This is a genomic window from Bradyrhizobium sp. C9, assembly GCF_002532045.1.
Classification (GTDB): Bacteria; Pseudomonadota; Alphaproteobacteria; order Rhizobiales; family Xanthobacteraceae; genus Bradyrhizobium.
This window is the reverse complement of record NZ_NWTG01000015.1, coordinates 64,093-87,482: the sequence shown is the minus strand read 5'-3', so window position 1 is coordinate 87,482 and position 23,390 is coordinate 64,093. Positions and strand designations below refer to the sequence as shown.

At 62.0% G+C, this 23,390-nt stretch carries 26 protein-coding genes; 5 read left to right on the top strand and 21 right to left on the bottom strand.

Annotated features, from left to right (window positions below; translation table 11 throughout):
• Positions 1 to 128 precede the first annotated feature (128 nt).
• From CO675_RS26230 to CO675_RS26205, 6 genes are all read right to left on the bottom strand, one after another.
• Positions 129 to 866, bottom strand: a complete 738-nt coding sequence (locus CO675_RS26230; RefSeq protein WP_097674726.1) for a Crp/Fnr family transcriptional regulator — start codon at positions 864 to 866, stop codon at positions 129 to 131.
• 295 nt (positions 867 to 1,161) lie between these two features.
• The gene (locus tag CO675_RS26225) at positions 1,162 to 2,001 is read right to left on the bottom strand and encodes a phosphodiesterase (protein ID WP_097674725.1); all 840 of its coding nucleotides are present in this window, start codon (positions 1,999 to 2,001) and stop codon (positions 1,162 to 1,164) included.
• 9 nt (positions 2,002 to 2,010) lie between these two features.
• Positions 2,011 to 3,069, bottom strand: a complete 1,059-nt coding sequence (locus CO675_RS26220; protein ID WP_097674724.1) for an ABC transporter ATP-binding protein — start codon at positions 3,067 to 3,069, stop codon at positions 2,011 to 2,013.
• Positions 3,066 to 3,851 (bottom strand): ABC transporter permease, encoded by a 786-nt coding sequence (locus CO675_RS26215; protein WP_097674723.1) that lies wholly within the window; start codon positions 3,849 to 3,851, stop codon positions 3,066 to 3,068. The genes CO675_RS26220 and CO675_RS26215 overlap by 4 nt, the downstream gene beginning before the upstream one ends.
• A gap of 4 nt (positions 3,852 to 3,855) precedes the next feature.
• A complete protein-coding gene (locus CO675_RS26210) occupies positions 3,856 to 4,671 on the bottom strand; it encodes an ABC transporter permease (RefSeq protein ID WP_097674722.1) in 816 nt (271 codons plus the stop codon).
• 38 nt (positions 4,672 to 4,709) lie between these two features.
• Positions 4,710 to 5,717, bottom strand: coding sequence for an ABC transporter substrate-binding protein (locus CO675_RS26205; RefSeq protein ID WP_097674721.1), 1,008 nt, complete (start codon positions 5,715 to 5,717; stop codon positions 4,710 to 4,712).
• 194 nt (positions 5,718 to 5,911) lie between these two features.
• On the opposite strand from CO675_RS26205, the gene CO675_RS26200 reads away from it, so the two are divergent.
• Positions 5,912 to 7,063 carry a zinc-dependent alcohol dehydrogenase gene (locus tag CO675_RS26200; RefSeq protein WP_097674720.1) on the top strand — a complete coding sequence of 384 codons (1,152 nt, stop codon included), beginning with the start codon at positions 5,912 to 5,914 and terminating at the stop codon, positions 7,061 to 7,063.
• A gap of 44 nt (positions 7,064 to 7,107) precedes the next feature.
• On the opposite strand, the gene CO675_RS26195 is transcribed toward CO675_RS26200, so the two are convergent.
• The 8 genes from CO675_RS26195 to CO675_RS26160 all read right to left on the bottom strand — a co-directional run bounded on the left by CO675_RS26195 (position 7,108) and on the right by CO675_RS26160 (position 15,588).
• Entirely contained in the window at positions 7,108 to 7,812 is a 705-nt protein-coding gene (locus CO675_RS26195) for an ABC transporter ATP-binding protein (protein WP_097674719.1), read from the bottom strand.
• Between the two features lie 4 nt (positions 7,813 to 7,816).
• Positions 7,817 to 8,587 (bottom strand): ABC transporter ATP-binding protein, encoded by a 771-nt coding sequence (locus CO675_RS26190; RefSeq protein WP_097674718.1) that lies wholly within the window; start codon positions 8,585 to 8,587, stop codon positions 7,817 to 7,819.
• Positions 8,584 to 9,570, bottom strand: coding sequence for a branched-chain amino acid ABC transporter permease (locus tag CO675_RS26185; protein ID WP_097674717.1), 987 nt, complete (start codon positions 9,568 to 9,570; stop codon positions 8,584 to 8,586). Before CO675_RS26185 ends, CO675_RS26190 begins: the two co-directional genes overlap by 4 nt.
• Before the next feature lie 7 nt (positions 9,571 to 9,577).
• Positions 9,578 to 10,462 carry a branched-chain amino acid ABC transporter permease gene (locus CO675_RS26180; RefSeq protein WP_097674716.1) on the bottom strand — a complete coding sequence of 295 codons (885 nt, stop codon included), beginning with the start codon at positions 10,460 to 10,462 and terminating at the stop codon, positions 9,578 to 9,580.
• Between the two features lie 54 nt (positions 10,463 to 10,516).
• Positions 10,517 to 11,770, bottom strand: a complete 1,254-nt coding sequence (locus CO675_RS26175; RefSeq protein ID WP_097674715.1) for an ABC transporter substrate-binding protein — start codon at positions 11,768 to 11,770, stop codon at positions 10,517 to 10,519.
• 67 nt (positions 11,771 to 11,837) lie between these two features.
• Positions 11,838 to 14,228, bottom strand: coding sequence for a xanthine dehydrogenase family protein molybdopterin-binding subunit (locus CO675_RS26170; protein WP_097674714.1), 2,391 nt, complete (start codon positions 14,226 to 14,228; stop codon positions 11,838 to 11,840).
• Positions 14,225 to 14,710 carry a (2Fe-2S)-binding protein gene (locus CO675_RS26165; RefSeq protein ID WP_097674713.1) on the bottom strand — a complete coding sequence of 162 codons (486 nt, stop codon included), beginning with the start codon at positions 14,708 to 14,710 and terminating at the stop codon, positions 14,225 to 14,227. Before CO675_RS26165 ends, CO675_RS26170 begins: the two co-directional genes overlap by 4 nt.
• Positions 14,707 to 15,588 carry an FAD binding domain-containing protein gene (locus CO675_RS26160; RefSeq protein ID WP_097674712.1) on the bottom strand — a complete coding sequence of 294 codons (882 nt, stop codon included), beginning with the start codon at positions 15,586 to 15,588 and terminating at the stop codon, positions 14,707 to 14,709. Before CO675_RS26160 ends, CO675_RS26165 begins: the two co-directional genes overlap by 4 nt.
• Positions 15,589 to 15,756: 168 nt before the next feature.
• Between CO675_RS26160 and CO675_RS26155 the strand changes: the two genes are divergently transcribed.
• Positions 15,757 to 16,851, top strand: a complete 1,095-nt coding sequence (locus CO675_RS26155) for an LLM class flavin-dependent oxidoreductase (RefSeq protein WP_097674711.1) — start codon at positions 15,757 to 15,759, stop codon at positions 16,849 to 16,851.
• A 16-nt stretch (positions 16,852 to 16,867) separates the two neighbouring features.
• On the top strand, positions 16,868 to 17,743 hold the full coding sequence (locus CO675_RS26150; RefSeq protein ID WP_097674784.1) for a polysaccharide deacetylase family protein: 876 nt from the start codon (positions 16,868 to 16,870) through the stop codon (positions 17,741 to 17,743).
• Positions 17,744 to 17,749: 6 nt separating this feature from the next.
• Here CO675_RS26150 and CO675_RS26145 read toward each other — a convergent pair whose 3' ends face one another.
• From CO675_RS26145 to CO675_RS40660, 5 genes are all read right to left on the bottom strand, one after another.
• A complete protein-coding gene (locus CO675_RS26145; protein WP_097674710.1) occupies positions 17,750 to 18,436 on the bottom strand; it encodes a TetR/AcrR family transcriptional regulator in 687 nt (228 codons plus the stop codon).
• Entirely contained in the window at positions 18,433 to 18,987 is a 555-nt protein-coding gene (locus CO675_RS26140) for a flavin reductase family protein (protein WP_097674709.1), read from the bottom strand. Before CO675_RS26140 ends, CO675_RS26145 begins: the two co-directional genes overlap by 4 nt.
• 10 nt (positions 18,988 to 18,997) lie before the next feature.
• A complete protein-coding gene (locus tag CO675_RS26135) occupies positions 18,998 to 20,173 on the bottom strand; it encodes an acyl-CoA dehydrogenase family protein (protein WP_097674708.1) in 1,176 nt (391 codons plus the stop codon).
• 409 nt (positions 20,174 to 20,582) lie between these two features.
• Positions 20,583 to 20,750, bottom strand: a complete 168-nt coding sequence (locus tag CO675_RS42020; protein ID WP_502693407.1) for a hypothetical protein — start codon at positions 20,748 to 20,750, stop codon at positions 20,583 to 20,585.
• A gap of 1 nt (position 20,751) precedes the next feature.
• Positions 20,752 to 20,913: a hypothetical protein gene (locus CO675_RS40660; RefSeq protein WP_158231304.1), complete on the bottom strand. Its 162-nt coding sequence runs from the start codon at positions 20,911 to 20,913 to the stop codon at positions 20,752 to 20,754.
• Positions 20,914 to 21,595: 682 nt separating this feature from the next.
• Here CO675_RS40660 and CO675_RS26125 point away from each other — a divergent pair.
• Complete coding sequence (locus CO675_RS26125) at positions 21,596 to 21,781, top strand: hypothetical protein (RefSeq protein WP_097674707.1); 186 nt, start codon at positions 21,596 to 21,598, stop codon at positions 21,779 to 21,781.
• 101 nt (positions 21,782 to 21,882) lie between these two features.
• On the opposite strand, the gene CO675_RS41880 is transcribed toward CO675_RS26125, so the two are convergent.
• The gene (locus tag CO675_RS41880; RefSeq protein WP_502693408.1) at positions 21,883 to 22,221 is read right to left on the bottom strand and encodes a hypothetical protein; all 339 of its coding nucleotides are present in this window, start codon (positions 22,219 to 22,221) and stop codon (positions 21,883 to 21,885) included.
• Between the two features lie 186 nt (positions 22,222 to 22,407).
• On the opposite strand from CO675_RS41880, the gene CO675_RS26115 reads away from it, so the two are divergent.
• Complete coding sequence (locus CO675_RS26115; protein ID WP_097674706.1) at positions 22,408 to 22,668, top strand: hypothetical protein; 261 nt, start codon at positions 22,408 to 22,410, stop codon at positions 22,666 to 22,668.
• 29 nt (positions 22,669 to 22,697) lie between these two features.
• Here the strand turns inward: CO675_RS26115 and CO675_RS26110 are convergent, their stop codons facing one another.
• Positions 22,698 to 23,051: a phasin gene (locus CO675_RS26110; protein WP_097674705.1), complete on the bottom strand. Its 354-nt coding sequence runs from the start codon at positions 23,049 to 23,051 to the stop codon at positions 22,698 to 22,700.
• Positions 23,052 to 23,390: the final 339 nt, after the last annotated feature.

Genomic DNA, 23,390 nt, shown 5'->3' with positions numbered 1-23,390 from the left:
GTGCGAGTGTGCTCCACCGAAGCGTCACTTACCGCAGGGCACGCACCGCCGATGTGAATGGTTTCACAGGCATTGTCCGGTTCACCATTTCGTGAAACGCCGGAGCGACCGCGCCGACGGGAGAGCGGCTACTCGCCGTCATCAGCGCCGGCGTCGACCAGCGCCTGCAGCGACTCGGGCTTCAGCACGACGATCGCACCATGCTCGAGCCTGACCCAACCACGTGTCGCCCACGCGCGGAGCTGCTTGTTGATGCTCTCGCGGGTCATCCCGACCATCTCGCTGATCTCCTGCTGGGTGATCGAGATGGTGCGCCCCTGCGGCTTGTGCTTGTCGCTCAGGCGCAGCAGCGCGCTCGCCAGACGGCCCGGCAGGTCCTGCAGGATCACCTGCTCGACCTGGTCGCTGGTCCAGCGCAACCTCGCGCACAGCAGCTCGATGAACTTCATCGCAAGCGTCGGCTGGCTGCGCACGAACGGAATGAACTCGCGCCGGTCGATGACGAACAGCTCGCAATTGGTGTTGGCGGTGGCATCGGCGGTCCGCGACAGACCGTCGAGCAGCGCGATCTCCCCGAATATCTCTCCTGCCTCGATCAGGTTCAGGATCGCGTTGCGACCGTCCGGCGACGAGATGCTGATCTTCACCGTGCCAGAGATCACCGCGATCAGGCTGGTGCCCGGATCGCCCTTGGAGAAAATCGTCGTTCCGCGCTTCAGCGTGGTGTGCTTGGCATAGCGGCAGAGCTGATCGAATGCTTCGGGCTCGAGATCGGCAAAGTAAGGATGCTTGCGCAGCACCGACAGCTTGTTGTTTGGAAACAACGGCGCGCCGGCAGTTCGTTCTATGGGCAGCGCACCGGTCATCGTGATCCAGACTGATTGTGTTGCGTTCAATCGGCGCGCCAGCAGCGCGACACCGACAAGCCATCGATCAATGAAATCGGAAAGGACTATAGCCCCACCGGGGGCCTACAGCAACAATAGGTCAGAACCGGTGAAATCGGGCTAGAGGGCAACCAAGGTACAATTTGGAATAAATACGCGCCTAGTTGCAACGCTCAATTGTAGCCGGCGGTCGCTCTTGATCTGGAAACCCCGCCCATCGGCGGCAAATCCCGCCTGACGAAACCCATCCGTGCGATGGGGCGACGCCACCCACTCACAGCAGCTTGCCGTCCGGCCCAAAGAACGGATGCGGCCCGTCGAACTGACCGATGGGGATCTGGTGCGTGACCAGCTGTCCAAAGTCCGGCCCGGGAAACCATGTGTGCAAATGAAATGCCGGCGGTTCCACCTTGAACGACGGCTCGCGCAGCCGTCCGAGGTCCAGGTCGACCGCATGGTTCGGTGCCGGGCATATCGTCACGGGAATCCCGGCGAAGATGGTCAGCATCGCACGATGGACGTGCCCGCACGCGATCAACCGCACGCGCGGGTGACGCCTGACGATGTCAGCCAATGCGTCGGCATTGAACAGGTCTTGCCGGTCCATATGCCAGATGCCGCCCTTGAATGGCGGGTGATGCAGGAAAAGCAGCGCCGGCCGGTCCGCTGCCGTCGCCAGCGCTGTGTCCAGCCATTGCAGCGTGGACGGTTCGAGCATGCCGTGCGGTTTGCCCGCGACGCTTGAATCCAGCAGCAGAAGATCGAGGCCATTCACCCCGATCTTCTGGTCGAGCGGGCCGGCTCGGTGAACATAGGCCGCGGCCGGAAACGCTTCGCGCATCCACTGACGCGAGTCGTGATTGCCGGGAATGCCGGCGAACGGCAGACGCAGCGGCGCGAGCAATTGCTTGAGATAGTCGTATTCCACGACCGACGGCGTATCGACGAGGTCGCCCGAGATGACGACGAAATCGGGCGCCGGCTCGAACGCGCCGAGCGCCGCCACACAACGTTCAAGCGCCTTTGCGGTGTCGACCCGGCCATAGGCCAGCGCTCCCGGCGGCTTGATGTGGAGGTCGGAGATCTGCGCGATCAGGACGGGTTTCGACGGCATCGGTGAATCTCAGGGTTCGGACGGCAGGAGGCGAAGCGCATCGGGCGCGATGGACAGCCCGATTCGATCGCCGACCTTGGCCAGGATCGTGTTGGGCGCGTCGACATTGAGCGGCTTGCTCGATGCACCACTCACAACGAGCCGCTGCCGGTCGCCGATGAAGCTGACGGAATCAACCACGCCCGAGAGCAGCCCTGCCCCGGCGTCCGTTACGCGAATGGTTTCGGGGCGGATCATGACGGTCGCGTTCGCGGCTGTCGCGCCGCCCTCGATCGGCAATCGTCCGCCGGGCAGGATCAGCACGCCGTTGTCTATCGGAGCTTCCACGATATTCGCCGCTCCGATGAACTCCGCCACGAAGCGGTCCTTGGGCGCGAAGTAGACCTCGCGCGGCGTGCCGATCTGGGCGATCGCACCCTTCCGCATCACGACGATGCGGTCGCCCAGTTCCATGGCTTCGGCCTGATCGTGGGTGACGTAGATCGTCGTAATTCCGAGCGCGCGCAACAATCGGTTGAGCTCGCCTCGCAGCCGGTCCCGCAAGGCGGCATCAAGCGCGGTCAAGGGCTCGTCGAGCAGCAAGATGCCCGGCCGGATCGCAACCGCACGTGCCAGTGCCACACGCTGGCGCTGGCCGCCAGAAAGCTGGTCGATGCGGCGGTTCTCCAATCCCGTGATGTTCGTGAGCGCGACCAGCTCGGCGACGCGCGCAGCGCGCTCGCCCCCGGCAACGCCGCGGATCTTCAGACCATAGGCGATATTGTCCGCGACCGTCATGTTGGGAAACAGGGCGTAGGACTGAAACACCATGCCGACATTGCGCCGCTCGATCGGGACCGAAGTCATATCCTTGCCATCGAACAGGACCTTGCCGCCCGCATCCGGCAATTCGAGGCCTGCGATGATGCGCAGCATCGTGGTTTTGCCGCAGCCGGATGGGCCGAGCAGCACCAGCGTCTCGCCGCGCGCGATGTCGAGGGTCGCGGGATCGAGCGCACGCGTCCCATCGGCAAAGGTCTTGCCGCATGCCTCGATCCGCACCGCCGCCCCGTGCCCCGCCGTATTCATCGCTTGTGGTCCTTGTCGGCCAGCAGTTGCATCGCAACCAGCAGCGGAATGATCATCACGAAGAAGATCAACGTGTAGGCCGAGGCCACCTCGAGCCGCATCGAGGCGTAGCTGTCGGCGAGCCCGATCGGCAGCGTCTTCGTCAACGGCGTATGCAGCATCCAGGTCAGGTTGAATTCACCGAGCGACAGCGTGACCACCATCAGTGCACCGGCCAGAATTCCCGGCAGCGCGTTCGGTACGATGACATCGCAGAAGCGCCGCCATGGCGATGCCCCGAGCGAGGCAGCGCCCTCATCGAGCGTCTTGATGTCCACGGTCGCAAACACCGCCATGACCGACCGCACCATGAACGGCATGGTGAAGATGACGTGGCCGACCAGGATGAAGAGCCAGGACCGGCGGAAGCCGCCAAAGCTCCCATAGGTGAGCAGCAGTGCAAGCGCGATCGCAAGCCCGGGGATCGCCAGCGGCAAGGTGATGACCTCCTCGACGATGCGGGCAAGCCGACCGCCTCGCGTATGCAGGGCATAGGCCGCGGGAACGCCGGCGAGCAGCGTGACGGCAAGCGTCGCGAAGGCGATCACGAAGGAGAGCAGAATGGTCCCGGCATAGAGCTCCCAGACCTGCGCGACCCATTGCAGGGTCACGCCGGATTGGATGCCCCGGAAATAATTCACGGTGACGCCGGCGGAGATCGAGAGCCCTGCGGGCACCACCAGGAATGCCGCAACCAGCAGCGTGAAGATGAACTGGCCGGTGAAGATCAGGCGATCGCGCATGCTTTCACCCGGCCGCCGCGACCGCGCTGCCGCTGAACGTGCGGGCCAGCGCAAGGATGAGCCAAGTGATCAGGCCGAGCCCCACCGACAACGCGGCCGAGGTCGCGAAGTTGGCGGCCAGCGTGAACTCGGTGTAGATCAGCATCGGCAGCACGTCGATGTTGGTCGCCAGCGTGAAGGCGGTGCCGAAGGCGCCCATCGCAGTCGCAAAGGCGATCGCGCCCGATGCGACAAAGGCCGGCGCCAGCGCCGGCAGCACGACGTCACGCTGCACCGCCCATGGGCTTGCGCCAAGCGAACGCGCGGCCTCCTCCAGCCCGACGTCGAGCTTCTGCACGGCCGCCATGATGGTGAGGATCACGCGCGGGATCGAGAAATAGAGATAGCCGAGGAAGAGCCCGTAGATCGAATAGGCGAAAACGAGCTTCTCGCCGAAGATCCGGTTCGAGAGGTCGCCGATTAGCCCTTGCCGGCCTGCCAGCAGGATGATCATGAAGCCGACCACGACGCCGGGAAAAGCCAACGGAAAGGTCAGCATTGCGATCAGCACGGCCCGCCCGGGAAAGCGGTGCCGCTGCAGAAACATTCCGGCGATCGTCGCCACGATCAGCGTGACGACCGTGGTTGCCGCCGCCAGCAGCACGGTATTGATCAGCGTCGCGCGATAGCGGCCTTCGGTCAGGGTGGCGAGATATCCGGCAAGCCCGTGCGGCCCTTCGGCGCCCGCCACCACCAGCCGCGCCATCGGCAGCAGGAAGAACGCCGCGGTCACCAGCACGAGCGGCAGCAGGCAGAGCCAGACGAAGGATTTTTGCGACATCGGAAGAATGGTGCCCCGTCGATGGGCACCATATTGCCTCAGCGAACCTCGGCGAGATAGCGGTCGACGAAGGCTTTTTGCACGTTTTCCATCTCGCCCCAGTCGACGCTCTTGGCGCGGGCATAGTCGCTGTCGGGGAGGAATTTGCCCTTCACGGAAGCCGGCAGCTCGATCGGGCGCGAGGGGCGCAGATAGGCATTGGTCCAAATCGCCTGCCCCTTGTCGGACAAGAGATAGTCCATCACCTTCTTGGCCTTCTCCTTGTCGGGCGCGTTCTTCACGAGACCAACGACATAGGGAAACACCACCGAGCCCTCACACGGAATGACAAACTCGAAGTTGCCCTTCTCCGAATATTTCGCCCGATAGGCGTTGAAGTCGTAGTCGAACAGGATCGGCATCTCACCGGAGACGACGCGGGCATAGGACGTCTGCTTGGGTACGATCGGATCGTTCTTGCGCAGTTCCTTGAAGAAGGTGATCGCCGGATCGAAATTGGTGGACGAGCCGCCGAGCGCCAGATTGACGGCGACCGCGCCGACGTAACCGACCGCCGCCGACGACGGGTCGAGATAGCCGACCATGCCCTTGTAGTCGGGCTTCAGGAGGTCCTTCCAGCAGGCCGGCACCGGCTTGCCGCCCAGCGCATCCTTGTTCACGAACAGGCCGAGCGTCCCGGAGTGGATCGTGGTCCAATAGCCGTCCGGATCCTTGAGGCCGGCGGGGACCTGATCCCAATGCGCGGGCTTGTAGGGCTCGAGCGCGTCCTGGGCCTTGGCCTTCATGCCGAAGGTCACGCCGAAATAGCCGATGTCGCCGACCGGATTGCTCTTCTCGGCCAGGATCTGGGCCAGCGCCTGGCCGGAATTCTTGTTGTCATGCGGGATATCGTAGTTGAGGTCCGCCTTGATCGCCTTCAGCATCGAGGCCCAATCGGCCCATTCCGGCGGGCAATTGTAGCAGATCACGTCGGCCGCCCTGGCGGATTGCCACGACGCGAGCAGCGTCAGCGCCAGCAACGCAAGGACAAGGCGGACGGTCTTCATGGGAGGCTCCGGTCTGGGAGAGGATGCAATGCAGATTTCAACATCAACGGAGCGACCAAGTATAGGCCGCGTATGAATGTTTTGCGACGCGCTTGCTGCCGTGCAGCAAATGCACCAGCCCGGATGCCAATGATCCGAGGCTCGCGGCAAACCGTCGTTTCGCGCTAGGCTGAGAGCGGAAAGAGGAAGCGCCCATGTACCAGCCGCCCGGCGTCAAGACATCGCCCGATCTTCCCGTCCCCGACCGGATGAAGGCCTGGGTCCTTGGTGACCCCGACCAGCTCGTGCTTCGTGAGAAGCCGACGCCGGTCCCGTCGCGCGCCGAAGTGCTGGTGCGCATCGACGCTGTCGCGATCTGCGCCACCGATCTCGAAATCATCCATGCCGGATCGCCGGCAAGCATTCAAGGCGGCGCGCCCTTCAACAAGAACTTCACGCCGGGTCACGAATATATGGGCACGGTTGCCGCGCTTGGCCCTGATGTCGACGAATTCAGGATCGGTGAGCGGGTCAGCGTCGAGATCCACGCCGGCTGCGGCCAATGCAAACGCTGCCGCCAGGGCATGTACACGTCATGCCTCAACTACGGAAAGCCGGAGAAGGGTCACCGCGCCAACGGCTTTACGACCGACGGCGGATTTGCCGAGTATGCGGTGAACCACATCAATACGCTGGCGCGCGTCCCGGATACCATGAGCGACGCGGAAGCGACGCTCGTGGTGACGGCGGGGACATCGATGTATGGCTTGACGGAATTGGGGGGATTGGTGGCCGGCGAGAGCGTCGTGGTGATCGGCCCAGGGCCGATCGGACTTCTCGCAGTTGCTGTGGCCAAGGCGCTTGGTGCAAGCCCGGTCATCCTGACCGGAACGCGCAACAAGCGGCTGGCGATCGGCCAGGAACTGGGGGCCGACCGCGTCATCAATATCAACGACGAAGACGTCGTTGAGGTCGTGAAGCAACTAACAGGGGGGATCGGCGCAGACTATGTCGTCGAATGTGCCGGCACCGAAGCGACACTCAACCAGGCCATTCACATGACCAATCGCGGCGGCAAGATCTGTCTGGCCGCCTTCCCGCACGAGGCCGCAACGCTGGACGTTGCGCACCTCGTTCGAAACAACATCTATGCCTACGGCATCCGCGGCGAAGGCCGGAGCGCCACTCACCGCGCGATGGAATTGATGGCCGCGAAGCGGTTCGACGCGACCAGGATCCACACGCATACGTTTCCGCTGGCCGACCTGCCGACAGCGCTGAGATATGCCCGGGACCGCGTGGATGACGCGATCAAGGTCGTCGTCACCAATCGAAAGGCCGACGCGATCGCCAGCGCTGCTGAATAAAGCTCGTTCGGGCCGCTCGCGGAAGCACGAACCCGAGGGCCAGCTCACACCGAGCAGTAGCGCTCCTTGATCTCGTCGTCCGCGAGCAGCGCCTGCGCGGAGGCCTGGTGCACCACCGCCCCCTGGTCCAGCACATAGGCACGATCGGCGATGCCGAGCGCGAGCTCGACGTTCTGCTCGACCAGCAGAACCGTCGTGCCCTGCGCCTTCATGCTGCGGAACAGCTCGAACATCTCGTCGACCAGGACCGGCATGATGCCCTCCGAAGGCTCGTCCAGCATGATCAGGTCGGGCTTTGCGATCATCGCCCGCGCGATCGCCAGCATCTGCTGCTCGCCGCCCGACATCGTGACCGCCTCTTGGTCCATACGCTCGGCCAGCCGGGGGAAGATCGCAGCAATCTCGGCGATCAGCTCGGCTTCCCGCTTCTTCTCCTTTGAGGCGACCAGCCCGAGCCGCAAATTCTCCCGCACGGTCAGCCCCTGCACGATCCGTCGCTCCTCCGGAACGTAGGCCAGCCCCAACGCGAAGCGCACGTGCGCCGGCTGGCGCAACAGTTCTTCGCCCTTGAAGGTGACCGAGCCGCGCGTCCGCCCCATCAATCCCATGATCGATTTGAGCGTCGTCGTCTTGCCGGCCCCATTGCGGCCGATCAAGCAGACGATCTCGCCCCGGGTCACGTCGAGACTGATGTCCTGCAGCGCGTGGCTTGCGCCATACCAGGCATCGAGCTTGCTGACCTGCAGCATCGCGTCAGTGCTCCCGCTGACCGAGATAGACACGCTTCACTGCCTCGTTCTGCCGAACCTCCTGTGGCGTTCCCTCGGCAAGCAATTCTCCGTGGTGCAGCACGAGGATGCGATCGCTGATCCCCAGCACCAGTTTCATCTTGTGCTCGACGAGGATGACCGTACGCTCCCTGGCGAGCTTCACGATCAGATCCATCATGGTCCGGGTCTCTTCCGGGCTCATGCCGGCCGTCGGTTCGTCCAGCAGCAGCAGACGAGGCTGACTGGCAAGCGCCATGCCGATCTCCAGTGCTCGCTGCTCACCATGGGCCAGCGTCTTGGCCGCACGCTCCCGGGATTCCCACAATCCGACCAGCACCAGCAGTTCGTCCGCCCGCTCGGTCAGCTCGGTCAGGCGCGCACGGGGACGCCAGATATCGTATCGCGACACCAGCGCCTGCAGGCCGACGCGGATGTTCTCTCGTGTCGTAAGCTGCGGAAACACGCTGGTGATCTGGAAGGATTTCGCGATCCCCATGTGCGCAAAGCGGTGTTGCGGCAGACCGGTGACATCCCTGCCCTCGAACTCGACGCTGCCCTTCGTCGGCGGAAAGGCGCCACATAGCAGGTTGAAGTAGGTGCTCTTTCCAGCCCCGTTCGGACCAATGATGGAGGTGATCGCTCCCCTGGAAAACTCGGCCGAGATATTGTTGAGGGCGACAAACTTCCCGAACGTCTTGCCGACGCCCGTCGTGCGCAGAATGACTTCGCCTGCCTGACCTTCCGCGGCGTTCATCGTCTACCCCGCGCGATCAGCGTACCCCAGATGCCCGCCGGGAAGAACAGCACGCATGCGATGAAGATGGCGCCAACGATCAGTTGCCAGTGAACGGTCCACACTGAGACCACGTTCTCCAGGACCAGGAAAACAGCTGCGCCGATCATCGGCCCGAAGAACGTTCCCATTCCGCCGAGGAGAGCGATCATCACGACCAGGCCCGAGGTTTCATAATGCAGGATTTCGATCGGAACGATCGACAAATGCAGGGCCTGCAACGCACCCGCGAGGCCGCAGAAACCGCCTGACAGGACGAAGGTCAGCAATCGCGTCAGGGTCACGTCGTAACCGGACGCTCGGGCACGCCCCTCGTTCTCGCGCACCGCTTCGATGACGGCACCAAAAGGCGACGCCAGAATGCGTGACATCACGAAGAACGCGGCGATCACAAAAGCCGCGATGACGTAGTAACGGGTCATCGGATTGATGAAGTCGATCCGCAGGCCGAACAGATCGATGGTGCGGACGTTAATGCCGCGAAGGCCGTTCTCACCGCCGGTGAGGTCAACCGCCTGGTAGAAAAGGTAGTAGACACATTGCGACAGCGCCATCGTGACCATGGCGAAGTAGATGCCTCGGGTCCTGATCGCGAGCACGCCGATCAACAGCGCCATCAACAATCCGCCGGCGACCCCGGCGGCGATCGCCGCATACCACGGCCAGCCGAAGTGCACGATGGCAATGCCACAGAGGTAGGCGCCCGTCCCGAACAGTGCCGCATGACCGAACGACAACAGACCCAGATACCCAAACACCAGGTTGAAGCCGAGAGCATACAGCCCGTAGATCAGGATGTTCACCGCCAGAGCCGTGAACGGCATCACCATCGGGAAAACCAGGATGACCGCCGCGACAATGCTGGCGCGGTGCCGCGTCGCGAGCTCGTACCAGCTGCCAGTCGCGGCACCTGGCCGTTTGATCGATTGAGTGGTTTCGCTCATGCCGGGCTCAGCTCATCAATCCGGCGCGGCCGAAGAAGCCCTGGGGACGAACGATCAGAACGACCGCCATCAAGGCAAAAATCGAAACCTTGGCCATCTCAGGTGCGAACAGCGAGGTCATGCTGACCACCACGCCAACCAGCAGGCCTGCCAGTACGGCGCCGCCGATCGACCCCATCCCACCCACGACGGTCACAACGAAGGCTTCGGCGAGGATCGTGCCGCCCATCTCCGGAATGACGCCTTGAAGCGGCGCGGCCAACAGGCCGGCAAAGCCCGCGATCGCAGTACCTATCCCGAACACGATCAACCAGACCTTGGAAACATCGACCCCAAGAACACGGACGATCTGCGGATCGCGTGCGCCGGCCCGGATAATCAGCCCGAAGCTGGTCTTCTCCAGAAACAGCCAGAGCGCCAGCAGCACGACGGCTGTCGCCCCAATCACGAACAGGCGGTAGAGCGGGAAATAGCCGACACCGATATCGACGGCGCCCTGCAAGATTTCGGGCGTATCGAAAGGATAGCCGGTCTTGCCGAAGGCAATGCGCACGCATTCGACCATCACGTAGCTCAGCCCGAAAGTCAGCAGCAGCGGATAGTCGATGCCGCGGCCGTAAAGCGGCCGGATCAGCACGCGCTCGACGGCAAGGCCGAACAGTCCGATTGCGATCGGCACAGCCACAAGGCAGATCCAGAAATTTCCCCCGATCGAGATCAGATAGAGCCCGACATAGGCGCCGACCATGTAAAACGCGCCGTGGGCGAAGTTGACGACGGTCAACATCCCGAAGATTAGCGAGAGGCCGATCGCAAACAGCACGTAGATGGCGCCGAGCGCCAGCCCGGCGAACAATTGCAGCGCAATCAGGTCAAAGCTCAGGCCCGCCATTTGTCCCCCTCAGTACGGCACGCACCGACCCGTGGCGCGCGCCGTCGCACGAGCTCAGCTCTTGTGACCGAGCGCCTCGCAGGTGCGCAGGTACTTCTCGTTGGGTTCTTCGGTCGACAGGACCTCGAACACGTCGGACTCGTTCCTCAGGTCCTTGGATTTCGACTTGATCACGAGCACCGATTGCACCGACTGGTGGTCGCACTTGCGATAATATTGCGGCCCCTTGTAGTAATCGTACTTCAGAGCTTCCAATGCAGCGACGACCTTGTCGGTCTCCACGCTGCCGGCGGCCTTGACTGCCTCCAGCACGGTCCGAACACCGCCATAGCCGAGCGCACCGTAGTCGGTGGGCAGCTTGCCGTCGTACATCTTGCGGAACGCATCGTTGAACGCCTTGGTCGAGGCGAACTTGTCCTCGATACCCCAGTAGAACGAGCAGCCGCCGACGACGCCCTCGAACGCCTGGGGGCCGGCCGCGACGCGGCTGGCATGCGAGAGCAGCGGTGCGATGATCTGGATCGATTTCTTGATGCCAAAGTCGGTCGCCTGCTTCAGCGCGATCTGCTGGTCGCGGCCGAAATTGCTGATGCACAGAATATCGGGCTTCAGCGCCTGAAGACGCGGCAGCAACGTGGAGAAGTCAGTCGTTCCCAGCGGATGGCGGATGTCGCCGAGGTTCTCGACGTTGAACTCCTTGCCGACCTCGAGGAAACCACGAACCATCTCGTGACCATAGGCATAATCCGCCGTGAGAAACGCAACCTTCTTGCCGAATTTGGCGAAGGCATAGCGGCCGACCGCGCCTGACGTCATGTGCGGGTTCAGCGCTTCATGGAATGTGTACTTGCTGAAGTCGGCCGCCTCGTTGATGGCGTCGGATTGGCTGATCGAATTGAAGATGACGCCACGCTCTTTGGTGACGTTGTTGATCGCAAGCTGAACCGCGGCCGACAGACTGCCGACGACGAAATTCACCTTCTCCTTCTCGACCAGTTCCAATGTCCGCGTCGCCGCCTCGCCGGGATTGAGCTTGTCGTCGCGCACGACGAGCTCGGCCTTCCGGCCGTTGAGACCGCCGGCATCGTTGAATTGGGCAACAGCCAGCTGCCCCGCCCGCACCTGGTCCTGGGCCTCGGCACCATACGGACCGGTCAGAGGGACAGGGAAGCCGATCTTGATGGGTGCTTCCTCGGCCTGGAGCAGATTGATGCGAAAAGGCGAGACGGCGAGAGCGGCGCCGGCGCTTACCGTCGTCAGCAGCCGACGCCGCGATATCGAACCAGCTTTGTTGACCTTGTTCGCCATGACTATTCCTCCCCAAGAACTGCCTGTGTTTTGCTTAGCGTATTATCGTTGCCCGAAACGTCTCCACTCAGATCCGTCCCAAGGCGGTCAGGATAACCTGTGGCGTGAGCGGAATCTCGGTAATTGTTGCGCCGAACGGCCGCAGCGCGTCATTGACCGCATTGGCAACCGCAGCTGCCGCGCCGGCCGTGCCTGCCTCACCCGCCCCTTTGGCTCCGAGCTCCGTTTCCTGCGTCGGAGACACCACATGGCCGATCTCGATATCGGGCATCTCGCCGGACATCGGGACCAGGTAGTCCGCCATGTTGGCGTTGGTCAGCTGGCCGCGTTCGTCATAGATGCATTTCTCGAACAGCGCCGCGCCGAGGCCCTGCACGACGCCGCCCCGGATCTGCTCGTCGACCAGCTGCGGGTTGATGATGGTGCCGCAGTCCTCGACCACCCAATGCTTCAGCAGCGTCACGAACCCGGTCTCGGTATCGACCTCGAGCCATGAAGCTTGAACCCCGTTGGTGAACGCAAAGGGATACTGGCGCGGTACGAAATGCCGGGTCGCCATCAATTCAGGCTGGATGCCCGGCGGGAGAGTGTCGGGCCGAAAGTAGACGATCCGCGCCAGTTCGTTCAGCTCTATGCGCGGCGCACCGTCGTCGGCATTGACGATGCGGTTGTTGACGATATCGAGCCCAGCCGGCCTCGATTGCAGGATGGCCGCTGCGACATCCAGAATATTCTGGCGCAGAGCCTTGGCGGCCTGCAACGCGGCTTCGCCGCCGATGCCGGCGCCACGCGAGGCCCAGGTGCCGCCGCCATAGGGCGTATTGTCGGTGTCGCCCAGGATCACGCGGACCCGTTCCATCGAGACGCCGAGCACGCTGCCCACGATCTGGGCGGTTAGCGATTCCGACCCCTGCCCTTGCTCCGTGATGCTGGTCTGGCAGATCACCGAACCTTGCGCGTCGAGGCGAACCGCAACGCCGTCCTGCGACGAGATTTTCGCCCCGCCGACGCCGTAGAAGGTTGCACTGGGGTTGGTGACCTCGATGAAGCTGGCGAATCCGATGCCGCGGTGAATATTTCTGGTGCGCAATGCCGCTTGCTCGGCACGCAAAGCGCCGTAGTCCATCATCTGCAGCAGCTTGGCCAATGAGGCATGATGCGAAAGTTGCTCGAATTTCATGCCGGAGGGTGATGCACAGGGATAGGCGTCGTCGGAGATCAAGTTGCGCCGGCGGATCTCGACGGGGTCCATGCCGATCTTCGATGCAGCAAGGTCAACCAACCCCTCGGTGATCGAACAGGCAATCGGGTGTCCGACCGCCCGGTACTGGCACATCACGTTCTTGTTCTGGAAGACGACCCGCGCTCGCGCCCGATAGTTCGCCGTGACATACGGCCCGCCAACCAGATTGACCACCTGATTGGCCTCGATGGCGCTGGTGCGCGGATACATCGAATAAGGACCGATCCCCGTCAGATCGTCGATTTCGAAGGCCGTGATGGTGCCGTCCGACCGGACGCCGATCCGGCCCCTGCATCGATGATCGCGGGCGTGAATGTCTGTGTTGAAGCTCTCGACGCGGTCGGCCACGAACTTGATCGGCCGCCGCAGCAGCTTGGACAGCGCATAGGTCGCCATTTCGTCGGCGTAGATGTGGACCTTGATGCCGAACGATCCGCCGACATCCTTGCAGACCACCCGGACCTGCGCTTCCTTTAGCCTGAGATGTAGAGCCGCGATGTTCTGCACCATGTGAGGTGCCTGCGTACCTTGATAGATCGTGAGCCGTGCCTCGGCTGCATTCCAGTCGGCAACCACTGCCCGCGGTTCAAGCGTCACGCCGGTATGGCGCCCGAACACGAATTCCGCTTCGACGACCTCGGAATCCGACAATGCCTGGTCGACATCGCCGGCATCAAGCGTCCGCTCAAAGGCGAGATTGTCACCGAGCGAGGCGTGAATGACCGGTGTTGCCGGATCGAGTGCGGTGCGCATGTCCGTGACCGCCGCGAGCTCCTCATAGTCGACGACGACATGCTCCATGGCATCTTCAGCTGCCGCACGGCTGGTTGCGACAATTGCCGCAACGGCCTCACCCTGCCAACACGCGCGGTCGACCGCGATTGCGTGCTGCGGCGCCGACTTCAATCCCTTCAGGTGCGATAGGACACCTACCCACGGCGTGATGACGGCCTCAAGCTCTCGACCCGTGACGACGGCAATGACCCCGGACATACGCCGGGCCGCGTCGGCATCGATCGCAACAATTCTGGCGTGGGCATAGGGCGACCGTAAAAAGACCACATGCGCCATCCGCGGCAATTCCAGGTCGCTGACATATTGTCCGCGCCCTTGCAGCAGCCGGTCGAGATTCGGCCGCGGCACCGTCTTGCCGATATAGGAATTCGGACGATCGAGCACTGACAGCGTCTCTGCTGGAGCACGGGTGACTGTCATGCCCGCCGCTCCGCGCGCATCCTGGCCGTTGCCTCAACGGCGTCGACGATGGCTTGGTAGCCGGTGCAGCGGCAATAATTGCCGGAAAGGTGCTCGCGGATCGCCTGGCGATCCGGCGCAGGCAAATGCTTCAGCAAGTCTTGCGCCGTCATCAGCATCCCAGGCGTGCAATAACCGCACTGCAATGCGTTACGTTCGCGAAATGCTGCCTGAAGGTCGGCGATTTCACCACTGTCGGACAGGCCCTCGACTGTCTCGACCGACGCCCCCTCAGCCTGGACCGCCAGCATCAGGCAGGAACGAACGATCTCGCCATCGACCCGCACCGTACAGGCACCGCAAACGCCGTGCTCGCAACCGACATGGGTTCCGGTCAGCTTGAGATTTTCGCGGAGGAAATCGGCGAGGTTGAGCCGCGGCAGGACGAAGGCATCGATGCGCTCGCCGTTGACAAGAAGTGAAACGGGCACCGGAACGCTCACCTGGTCACTCCTGCTTCCAGTTCGGACCGCGCCAATAACGCGGCCACACAGCGCCGGAGCAAGACGGTGGCGAGGTGTCGGCGCATGGCCGGGCTCGCTTGCTGATCTTCCTGCGGATCGAGTTCATCAGCCAGCGCAGTCGCCGCCTCCGCGAGCAAAGCAGATGTCACGGATGCGTTGATCAGCTTCCCGGCGGCCGCTGCGAGCAGCGGTCGGTCGCCAACGGCAAAGAAGCCGAGCCGAAGATCGGAGAACCTACCAGCGGCAACAACGGCGCTGGCGGCAAGACCGACGACGGCATAGTCACCATGCCGCCGCGCATACTCTTGAAAGAAGAACGTCGCTCCACGGCCTGCGACCGGCACCTCGACCGCGACCAGTAACTCGTCCGGCGACAGCGCCGTCTCGTAGATTCCCTTGAAAAACTCCGTTGCAGCAATCCGGCGCTCACCAGCCGGGCCACGAACAACGATCGTGGCACCGAGTGCCACGACACAGGCCGGCAGCTCGGATGCAGGATCGGCGTGAGCGAGGCTACCGCCGATCGTCCCGCGATTGCGGATTGCGGGATGAGCAACGTGGGCAACGGCATCACGCAACAGCGACGCGTGCAGTGCAACTTCGGGTGATCTGAGCAGGTCGACATGCCTGGTCAGCGCGCCAACGACCAGCAGGTTTCCTCTCACCGCGATGCCACGCAACTCGGCAAGGCCGCCGACATCCACCAAAATGTCGGGAGATAGGAGCCGCAAGTTCATCGCCGGCATCAGGCTCTGGCCGCCCGACAGAACCTTCGCCCTGTCGCCATGCGCAGCAAGCAACTCCAGCGCATTCATGACGCTGGTCGCGCGGGCGTAGGCGAAAGCCGCAGCTTTCATGTGGGCGTGGCCTCCCGGCCCAATTTTGATTTGCCAGATTAGAGGGCCGCCCTATTCAAAGGTCAAGCTTGTTTATCGAGTGATTATTTGTGGGGCGGGCCTTGTCTTCGCCGTGGGAAGGTCGCAGGTTCCTGGCCAACTAAAGTTCAACGCGCGGGGCGGCGGATCATGAAGCTCGGTTTCTTTACGATGCCGATCCATCCTCTCGAGAAGGATTGGCGGCAATCGCTCCGAGAGGATCGCGAGGCCTTTCTGCTCGCGGATGAGCTCGGGTTCACCGAGGCCTATGTCGGCGAGCATGTCACCGACAAAGCCGAGAACATCACCTCGAGCATCGCCTTCATTGCCTGGCTCGCGGCCGCAACCAAGCAGATCAAGCTTGGAACCGGTACCATCAACATGCCGAACACTCATCCGGCATCGGTCGCCGCTACCGTCGCCATGCTCGATCACATGCTTGATGGCCGCTTCATCCTTGGAATAAGCCCCGGAGGATTGCTCTCTGATGCGGAGGTTTTCGGCAATCTCGATGCCGACCGCAATGCCATGTTCCTCGAGGCGATCAATCAGGTTCTGGAGATTTGGGCTGGCAAGCCGCCCTATGATTTGCGGGGCCAATATTGGAATGTCTCGGTCGAGCGAACCCTGATTGAGGACATCGGCCAGGGATTGATAGCCCGCCCATTGCAAACTCCCCACCCGCCGATCGTAGTGACCGCGGTCGCGCCATTCTCAAAAGGCGTCACGGAAGCCGCCGCGCGCGGCTGGGATCCGATCTCGGCGAACTTCCTGATGCCTGCCTGGGTGAAGAGCCACTGGCCCAAATATGTCGAGGGTTGCGCGCGTGTGAACCGGGCAGCGGACCCCGCCAATTGGCGCGTCGCCAAGAGCGTATTCGTGGCAAAGGACGCTGCGACGGCGAAGGCCTATGCCACGTCGCCCGATAGCCCCTACGTGTACTATTATCATCAGCTGTTCACGAAGCTGAAGCGCAGCGGCCGGCTCGAGCTGTTCAAGACAAGGCGGGATCAACCAGATTCGGAGGTCACCCTCGAGTCGATCTGTGACAAACTGATCATCCACGGCACGCCCGAAAGTGTAGCCGATCAACTACTGGCATTCCAGGAAGAGATCGGCACCTTCGGCACCTTGCTCTATGCCGGCAAGGACTGGAAGGATCGCGAGCTCGGCCGACGATCGATGATCCTGATGGCTGAGAAGGTCTTGCCGCGGATCAATGCCGCCGCCGGGTCATCCGCGTGACGAGGGGAGTTTCGACGTGGCTTTCACTGATCGCATTCCGTACCAGGCTCAGATCGACCGACCGAAACTGACATTGCCTGATGGCAAGAAACTTGCTGTTTGGGTGATCCTCAACGTCGAGGAATGGCGTATTGAAAATGCGATGCCACGCACCGTGCTGAGTCCGCCGATGGGCCAGCCACTGTTGCCTGACGTGCCGAACTGGTCGTGGCACGAATACGGCATGCGCGCCGGCTTCTGGCGGCAATTCAAGGCCCTTACCGACCGAAAGATACCGGTGACGCTGGCCACGAATGCAAACGTCTGCAACCGCTATCCGCGCGTGGCGTCGGCGGCGCGCGAAGCGGGCTTCGAATTCATGGGACATGGGTTCGTGCAGGGCCCAATGCACAAGGTCGAGAACCAGGCGGACGCGATCAGGCGTGCGGTCGACACCATTGCTGGATTTACCGGCAAGGCACCGCGATCATGGGAAAGCCCCGGCTTGACGGAGACCGAAGAAACACTCGATCTCCTGCGCCTCAACGGGATTGAATACGTGGCCGACTGGGTGATCGACGATCTTCCGCAGGATATTACCACGCCGCACGGAACTGTGACCACGATTCCCTATTCCGTCGAGACAAACGACATTGTCATTCACGCGCTACAGCACTTGCCGTCGGACCAATTCCTGTCGCGCTGCACCGACCAGTTCGATCGGCTCTATCTCGAAGGCGCCGAGAACGCGCGGATCATGGCCATCTCGGTGCATCCCTACATCACGGGGGTGCCGCACCGAATCAAGTACCTGGAGGCCCTGCTCGATTACGTTATCGGCCATGATGGCGTAGCGCTCATGACAGCGAGCCAGATTGGAGATTGGTATCGGGATCAGATGGCGGCAAGGTAGCGCGGCTCAACCGGCGATTTTGATCGGCGCTCGTCGACGATCCGTCGCGCTTTCCGCCATCCTCTCAAATCCCGCAAGAAAGATATCCAGCGCATCACTGATCATCTGCGCCTTGTCATCGAGGACGGGCGCTTCATAGATGTACTTGCGTACGCCGTAATAGAATATCCCGCCGTGAAACACCCAGGCCAGCTCCAGTTCGGCGGCGCTGGGCCTGCTTTGGGTCGCGAGGCCGGCGTCGTGGCGGCATTCCCTGAGAATGCGCGTCAGTATCTTGTCCTTGACCATGCCGACATACCAACGGTTGATATCGAGTCCCTTCAAGCCTGAGTAGAGATAGATTCTGAGCCATCTGCGGTTGAAGATCGCGTCCGTGTAAACTTCGTAGAACTCCTGCAGCCGCACACGAATCGGACGCGACCGATCCGAGAGCAATTTCTCCCAGCCGATCTCCAAGGGTTCCAGATAGACCTTGCGGTAGACCTCCTTGATGAGGTCATCCTTGCTCGGAAAGTAGCGGTAAAGCAGCGGCTGGGTGACGCCGAGCTTACGCGCCAAGGCACGCGTACCCCCGCCAAATCCTTCCTCGGCAAAGAGCTCGGTTGCCTTGGTCACGAATTCACTGCGACGATCATCGGCTGATAACCGCTTCTGCTTGGCACGTGCTCGCTTGACGGGCGTCTTTCGATTCATGATGCGTTGCGATCATCGTCAGCCTGGAACCGGCCAAAACCTCCCCGCGCGAACAACAGCGGATTGTTCCGGTTATAAGCGTACGCTTCTACCGCTCCCAGGAAAATGACATGATCTCCGCCGTAGTAGCGGTTGGCGGCACGGCATTGAAAATTTGCGACCACACCGGCAAGCACAGGGGCGTTCCCGAGACCTGGTTTCCAGCTCACACCCGCAAACTTGTCACCCGACGACCTGGCAAACTGCATCGCCAACGTCTGCTGTGATGTGTCGAGAACATTGACCGTGAAATGGCTGGCATTCTGGAAGATTGGCAGTCCCTGCGAAAACGTCCCCAGGCTCCACAAAACCAACGGCGGGTTGAGCGACACCGATGCAAAGGAATTGCAAGTAATTCCGTACGGCCGTCCTTCGGCCGACATCGCGGTGACGATCGTCACACCGGTTGCAAACGTACCGAGCGCATTGCGGAAGTCACGAGGGTCGATCGTCGAGCTGTCGCTTGCGAGCTCACTGGCCGGATCCGGCGGATGTTTGGGTGAGTCGGACATCCGGTTAGCCTCAAAGCGTCAGGTTTTCAGACGGCAGCCCAAGAGCCACCCGTCCGTAATTGGTGCCCGCCGCGTCGAAGTTGAAGGCGAGGTGCGAGTTCACCGCATGTGCATCGCGGAATTGGCGCTGCAATGCTCCCGAGCTAAACAGGCTGCGCGCCCCGCTCGCTGCAAATAGCAAGGACACCGCCTCAGTGCATAGATTGACCGCGAACGCGCCATCGCGCCGAAGTTTCGTCTTCGCCGCAATGCTCGGGATCTCGCCATGCCGGATCTCCGCAAGCACCTCAATGCAATTTGTGCGCATGATCAGGCGCGCGGCATCTACTTTCGCGGATGCCTCGGCAATCTTGATCTGTGTGCTCTGCAGGTCGCCGATCTTGGCCCGGTTATATGTTGAGGCGCGGTGGCGTGCGATCTCGACGTAATCGTCAAGGCAAGCCTGGGCATTTCCCAGACCGACACCAGACAGCACATAGGGAAACAACGAGAAAACCGGAAGCATGTAGAGTGCATTCGGATTAACGACACTGCCTGGCGTTGCGCCGCCGGCGAGATCGCTGACGGCAACGGTCATGTGCTCGGGAACGAATGCGTCAGTTACCCGCACATCGTTCGATCCAGTTCCGCGCAGGCCCGCCGCGTTCCAGGTGTCGTCGATGCTGTAGTCGCGCTTGTTGAGCAGGAACAGCCGATACTCGACGCCGTCAGCCTCATCATCCGACGCAACCACGCTCGCGAGCATGTTCCACCCGCATGCTTCGACCCCGGACGAGAACGGCCAATGACCGCTCAGGATATATCCGCCACCTGTCTTCCTGGCTCGACCCGCCGGGAACACAAAGGAAGACGCGATCAGCGTATCGGGATTGTCGCCCCACACGGCGCTCTGCGCCTCAGGTGCGAACATACCGAGCATCCAGTGATGGCTCGCAAGATTGGCAAAATTCCAGGAGACCGAGGCGTCGCCTTGCCCCAACGCGTCGGCGCAATCGACCAGGGCAACATAGTCGAGCTCGCTGCCTCCGACGCGTTTGGGCTGCAGGATTCGGAAAAGCCCACTATCGTGCAAATCCCGCTCTGTCTCGGGCGGCAAGCGGCGCAGGTCTTCGGTCCGCTGCGCCCGTTCGCGCAAGAGCGGAACAAGCGCCCTAGCTCGTGCGACCATGACCGAATAGCGATCCATATCAGGGCCTGGCGGCACTTTCGCGTCGAGCCCGCGGCCAACCTCAACCATGGTCTCTTCCTTCGTTTGATCTCCATTCGCACAGCCGGGCCGATCGGCTCAGTTTATCGAGCGATCACCAGAGATCAAGACGCGCACGCCTGCGTCCGGCGAATTCAAAGCGCAGAATTCTCAACTGCCGCCACCGGGCGTCCAGTGACGGAACGCTCTCAGCCATGCTTCGTCCGCGCGGGACAGGGCATTCCAGCAATCCCCCGCCCATGACTTGATCGCGGTGCCGGCCAGCGACCGCGGCTTGCCAAGGGGGCTGCCTACGAACCGGAAACGCCGAGAAGCCCGGTGGCTAATCGACCACCGGACGTTTTTCGTTGTCAGACTGTCGGCAACGATCCAATCCACCTCGCTGGATCTAGAAGAGTTCTTTCTGCCAATACAGCGTGCGCCGCCATGCCCACGGCGAGGCAGGTGCGAAGAGCCGATACCCCTGGCGAATGAAGTTGTTGGCCGAGAAACGATTGAGTGCGCTCCTCGTACGGCTCCGCGCGAGTGAGCGGATCTGGGTGATCGTCTTGGCCAAGCTATTTCTCCTCCCAATCGGACGGAAGATATTCGCTCGGAGCTGTGTCCACATCATTCGTGTCAGGATCGAGCAACACCGAGCGAAATGCGATCGTGGGAAAATCCGTTCGTTCGCGTTCGTGGAACGGAAGGGGGATGAATTGTATGATCTCGGCGCTCATGCAAACTCCGACGATGCAATGGCGATCAGGCCCGCGAGCGCGAGCAACATCAGATGAGCGGTCATGGAGCCTCGTTGATCGGCCGTCCGCGCGATGCGGCCATGGAATGAATGTGCGGCAGATCGCGCAGCGGGCGGCGATCTTTGGGGCGCGAACCTTATCCCTGACGAGTGGGGCCGCGGGCAGCTCGGCGTTCACCGCGCCGCTGGACCGGCGCGTTCGCACGCACCGTCCAATTTCGTGCTCGCTTGCGACGCTCAGGCGACGGGCCGAGAGGATGTGGCGTCGTAACGTTGCGTCCGCCGTCCGATTGGTGAAACGGCAAAGAAAAAGCCCGCCGCGGATTGCTCCACGGCGGACTCAACTATTTCTGATTTTCGGATTAAGTCCTTAAGTTGCCCGACGTGTCAAACGTTTTTACGAGCTGAACGTGATCGGTAAAATGTGATGCGTCGACTTCGACGATGAGAAACCGCCCTGATCGAAACTCGATGCATGATCCGGAATCGCGACACGAGTCGGCGCTGATCGCCGTATGCTTGTTGCGATGATGTCAGTGTGTCGCTGAGTTGCCCGGCGCGTCAAGTGGGCAAGCGGCTCATAACATTTGGATCGACATCAGGACAGTTTTGGCTCGCGTCGGTTGACCCGCGCCGCAGTGAGATTGCAAGGAGGAGCGTCGATGTATTTCGTTGCTGCCGTGCTCGCGGTCCTATCCGGCATGTTCTACGCCGCGGGCCATCATCAGATCGGATCACTCGGGACCACCATGTGCCAGTATGGCGGCATCTTCTGCGATAGCCCGGTGCTGGTTCTCGTCGGCGCGGGATTTGCCGCAGCGTGGGGCATGCTCGTCAGCATTCGCTGATCGTCCCGTAGTATTCCGACTATCGTTTGTGCCGCTGATTTGCCCGACGAGTCAATTCCCGCGCTTTTGCGTTGGAGGCGGCTCTCAAGAACGCCCCGCATCTATTGCGGCGTATTTGGATTTGCCGGTTGAGCGGGCTTCGGACCGGGCGGAGTTGGTTCGATCGGCGCCTTCGGCTCGGTCGGCGTCACCTTTGCGCCCGCCGCGCGTGCCGCCTCGCCCGTCGTTGAATAGTTGGCGGAAGCGGCCGGCTGTACCTTCGGCTTGCTCCAGGGACCATGGTCGACGATCAACATGCCCAGCACGCCAAGGAGCGCGACCATGGCTGCAACCAACAGCGGCGCGCCACCGTGCCGATTTCGATCCTTGACCGAGTTCCGATCTTTGACCGAGTTCCGATCTTTGACCGGGTGGCCATCCGATATGCCATGCGCCTGCATCGTCATCATCGTCTCCTCCACGGAGACAAGCCGCGACCGGCACATAAGTTTCCGGTTCCCGATGTGAAGCGAGTTGTGGAACCAATCCCCGGCTGCTGAATTTTCCCGATATGCGGCTGTCGACATGCGCACGCGCGGATAGCCAAGCTTGGCCACCTCACCTTTAGTGAAATCGCGGCACAGCCCATGAGCTCCGAAACACCCGAGTCTCCGCTTCAGCCCACGCTGGGTGAGCGGGCGATCGACACCGCGACCGACGTTTCGCGGACCATCACGGAGGTGTCGGACGGACTTCGAGCGGCGGCCGATCGCCTCAGCGACGCGATCGCAAGCTCGCGCCGGCCGGGCGGCGTCCTCGCCACCCTGAGCGCGGTCACGCGCGAAGCGCCGCTCGCAAGCCTGTTCGTCGCGTTTCTGCTCGGTGTTGCTGCAGCGCGCCGGCGCTAGACGCCGACCCGCCGCGAAGGTGGCCCGCCCTAGAACTTGCCCTTCGTGGCGTCCTTGGTTGCGGACATCACGCTTCCGCTGATCTGCCGCATATGTTCGCCGGCATTGGTGAACTGGCTGCGCAAAAACTCCGACTGGATCCGCATCGCCTCCTGCAGATCGGTCGCGTGCACGAGCTTGCGTGCGTGCTCGAACGCCGCCTTCATGTTCTGCTCGGTGAACGACAGCGCTTGTTTGGAAATCTCGGTACCGGTACCCGGCATCGACGTCATCGACTTGCTCGCGGCGTCAAAGAACAGGCTGAACGCCTGCTCGGCCTGGTCGATGGTCTTTTCCGCCAGATCGCGCAACTCGGCGGGAACTTCAAGCTTCGGCTCAATCATGATCGCGCCCCCTGAAATAAGCGTCTGCCGAGGTTAGCATAGATTGTGACGGCGTCAGCGCCGTATCGCCAAACCGAAAGGCTCACTTGCTCCTGCGCCCGAGGAAAATTTACCTAGCGGCGACCGGACTGCACGCAGGCCGATTCCAATCGTGTCAGCACTGTGGCATAGTGATTCGACCTCGTCGTTGGTCGCGTTCGCGTCTCTTGTGGGGAATAAGGGGATCCGATGCTGCGCGCCATTCGTCCAACGCCGACCTGCACCCGCTTCAAGACCAGCATAGAGATGCCGTGCATGAAGTGCGGAACACAGATGCAGCTTGCCTTGATCGAGCCGCGC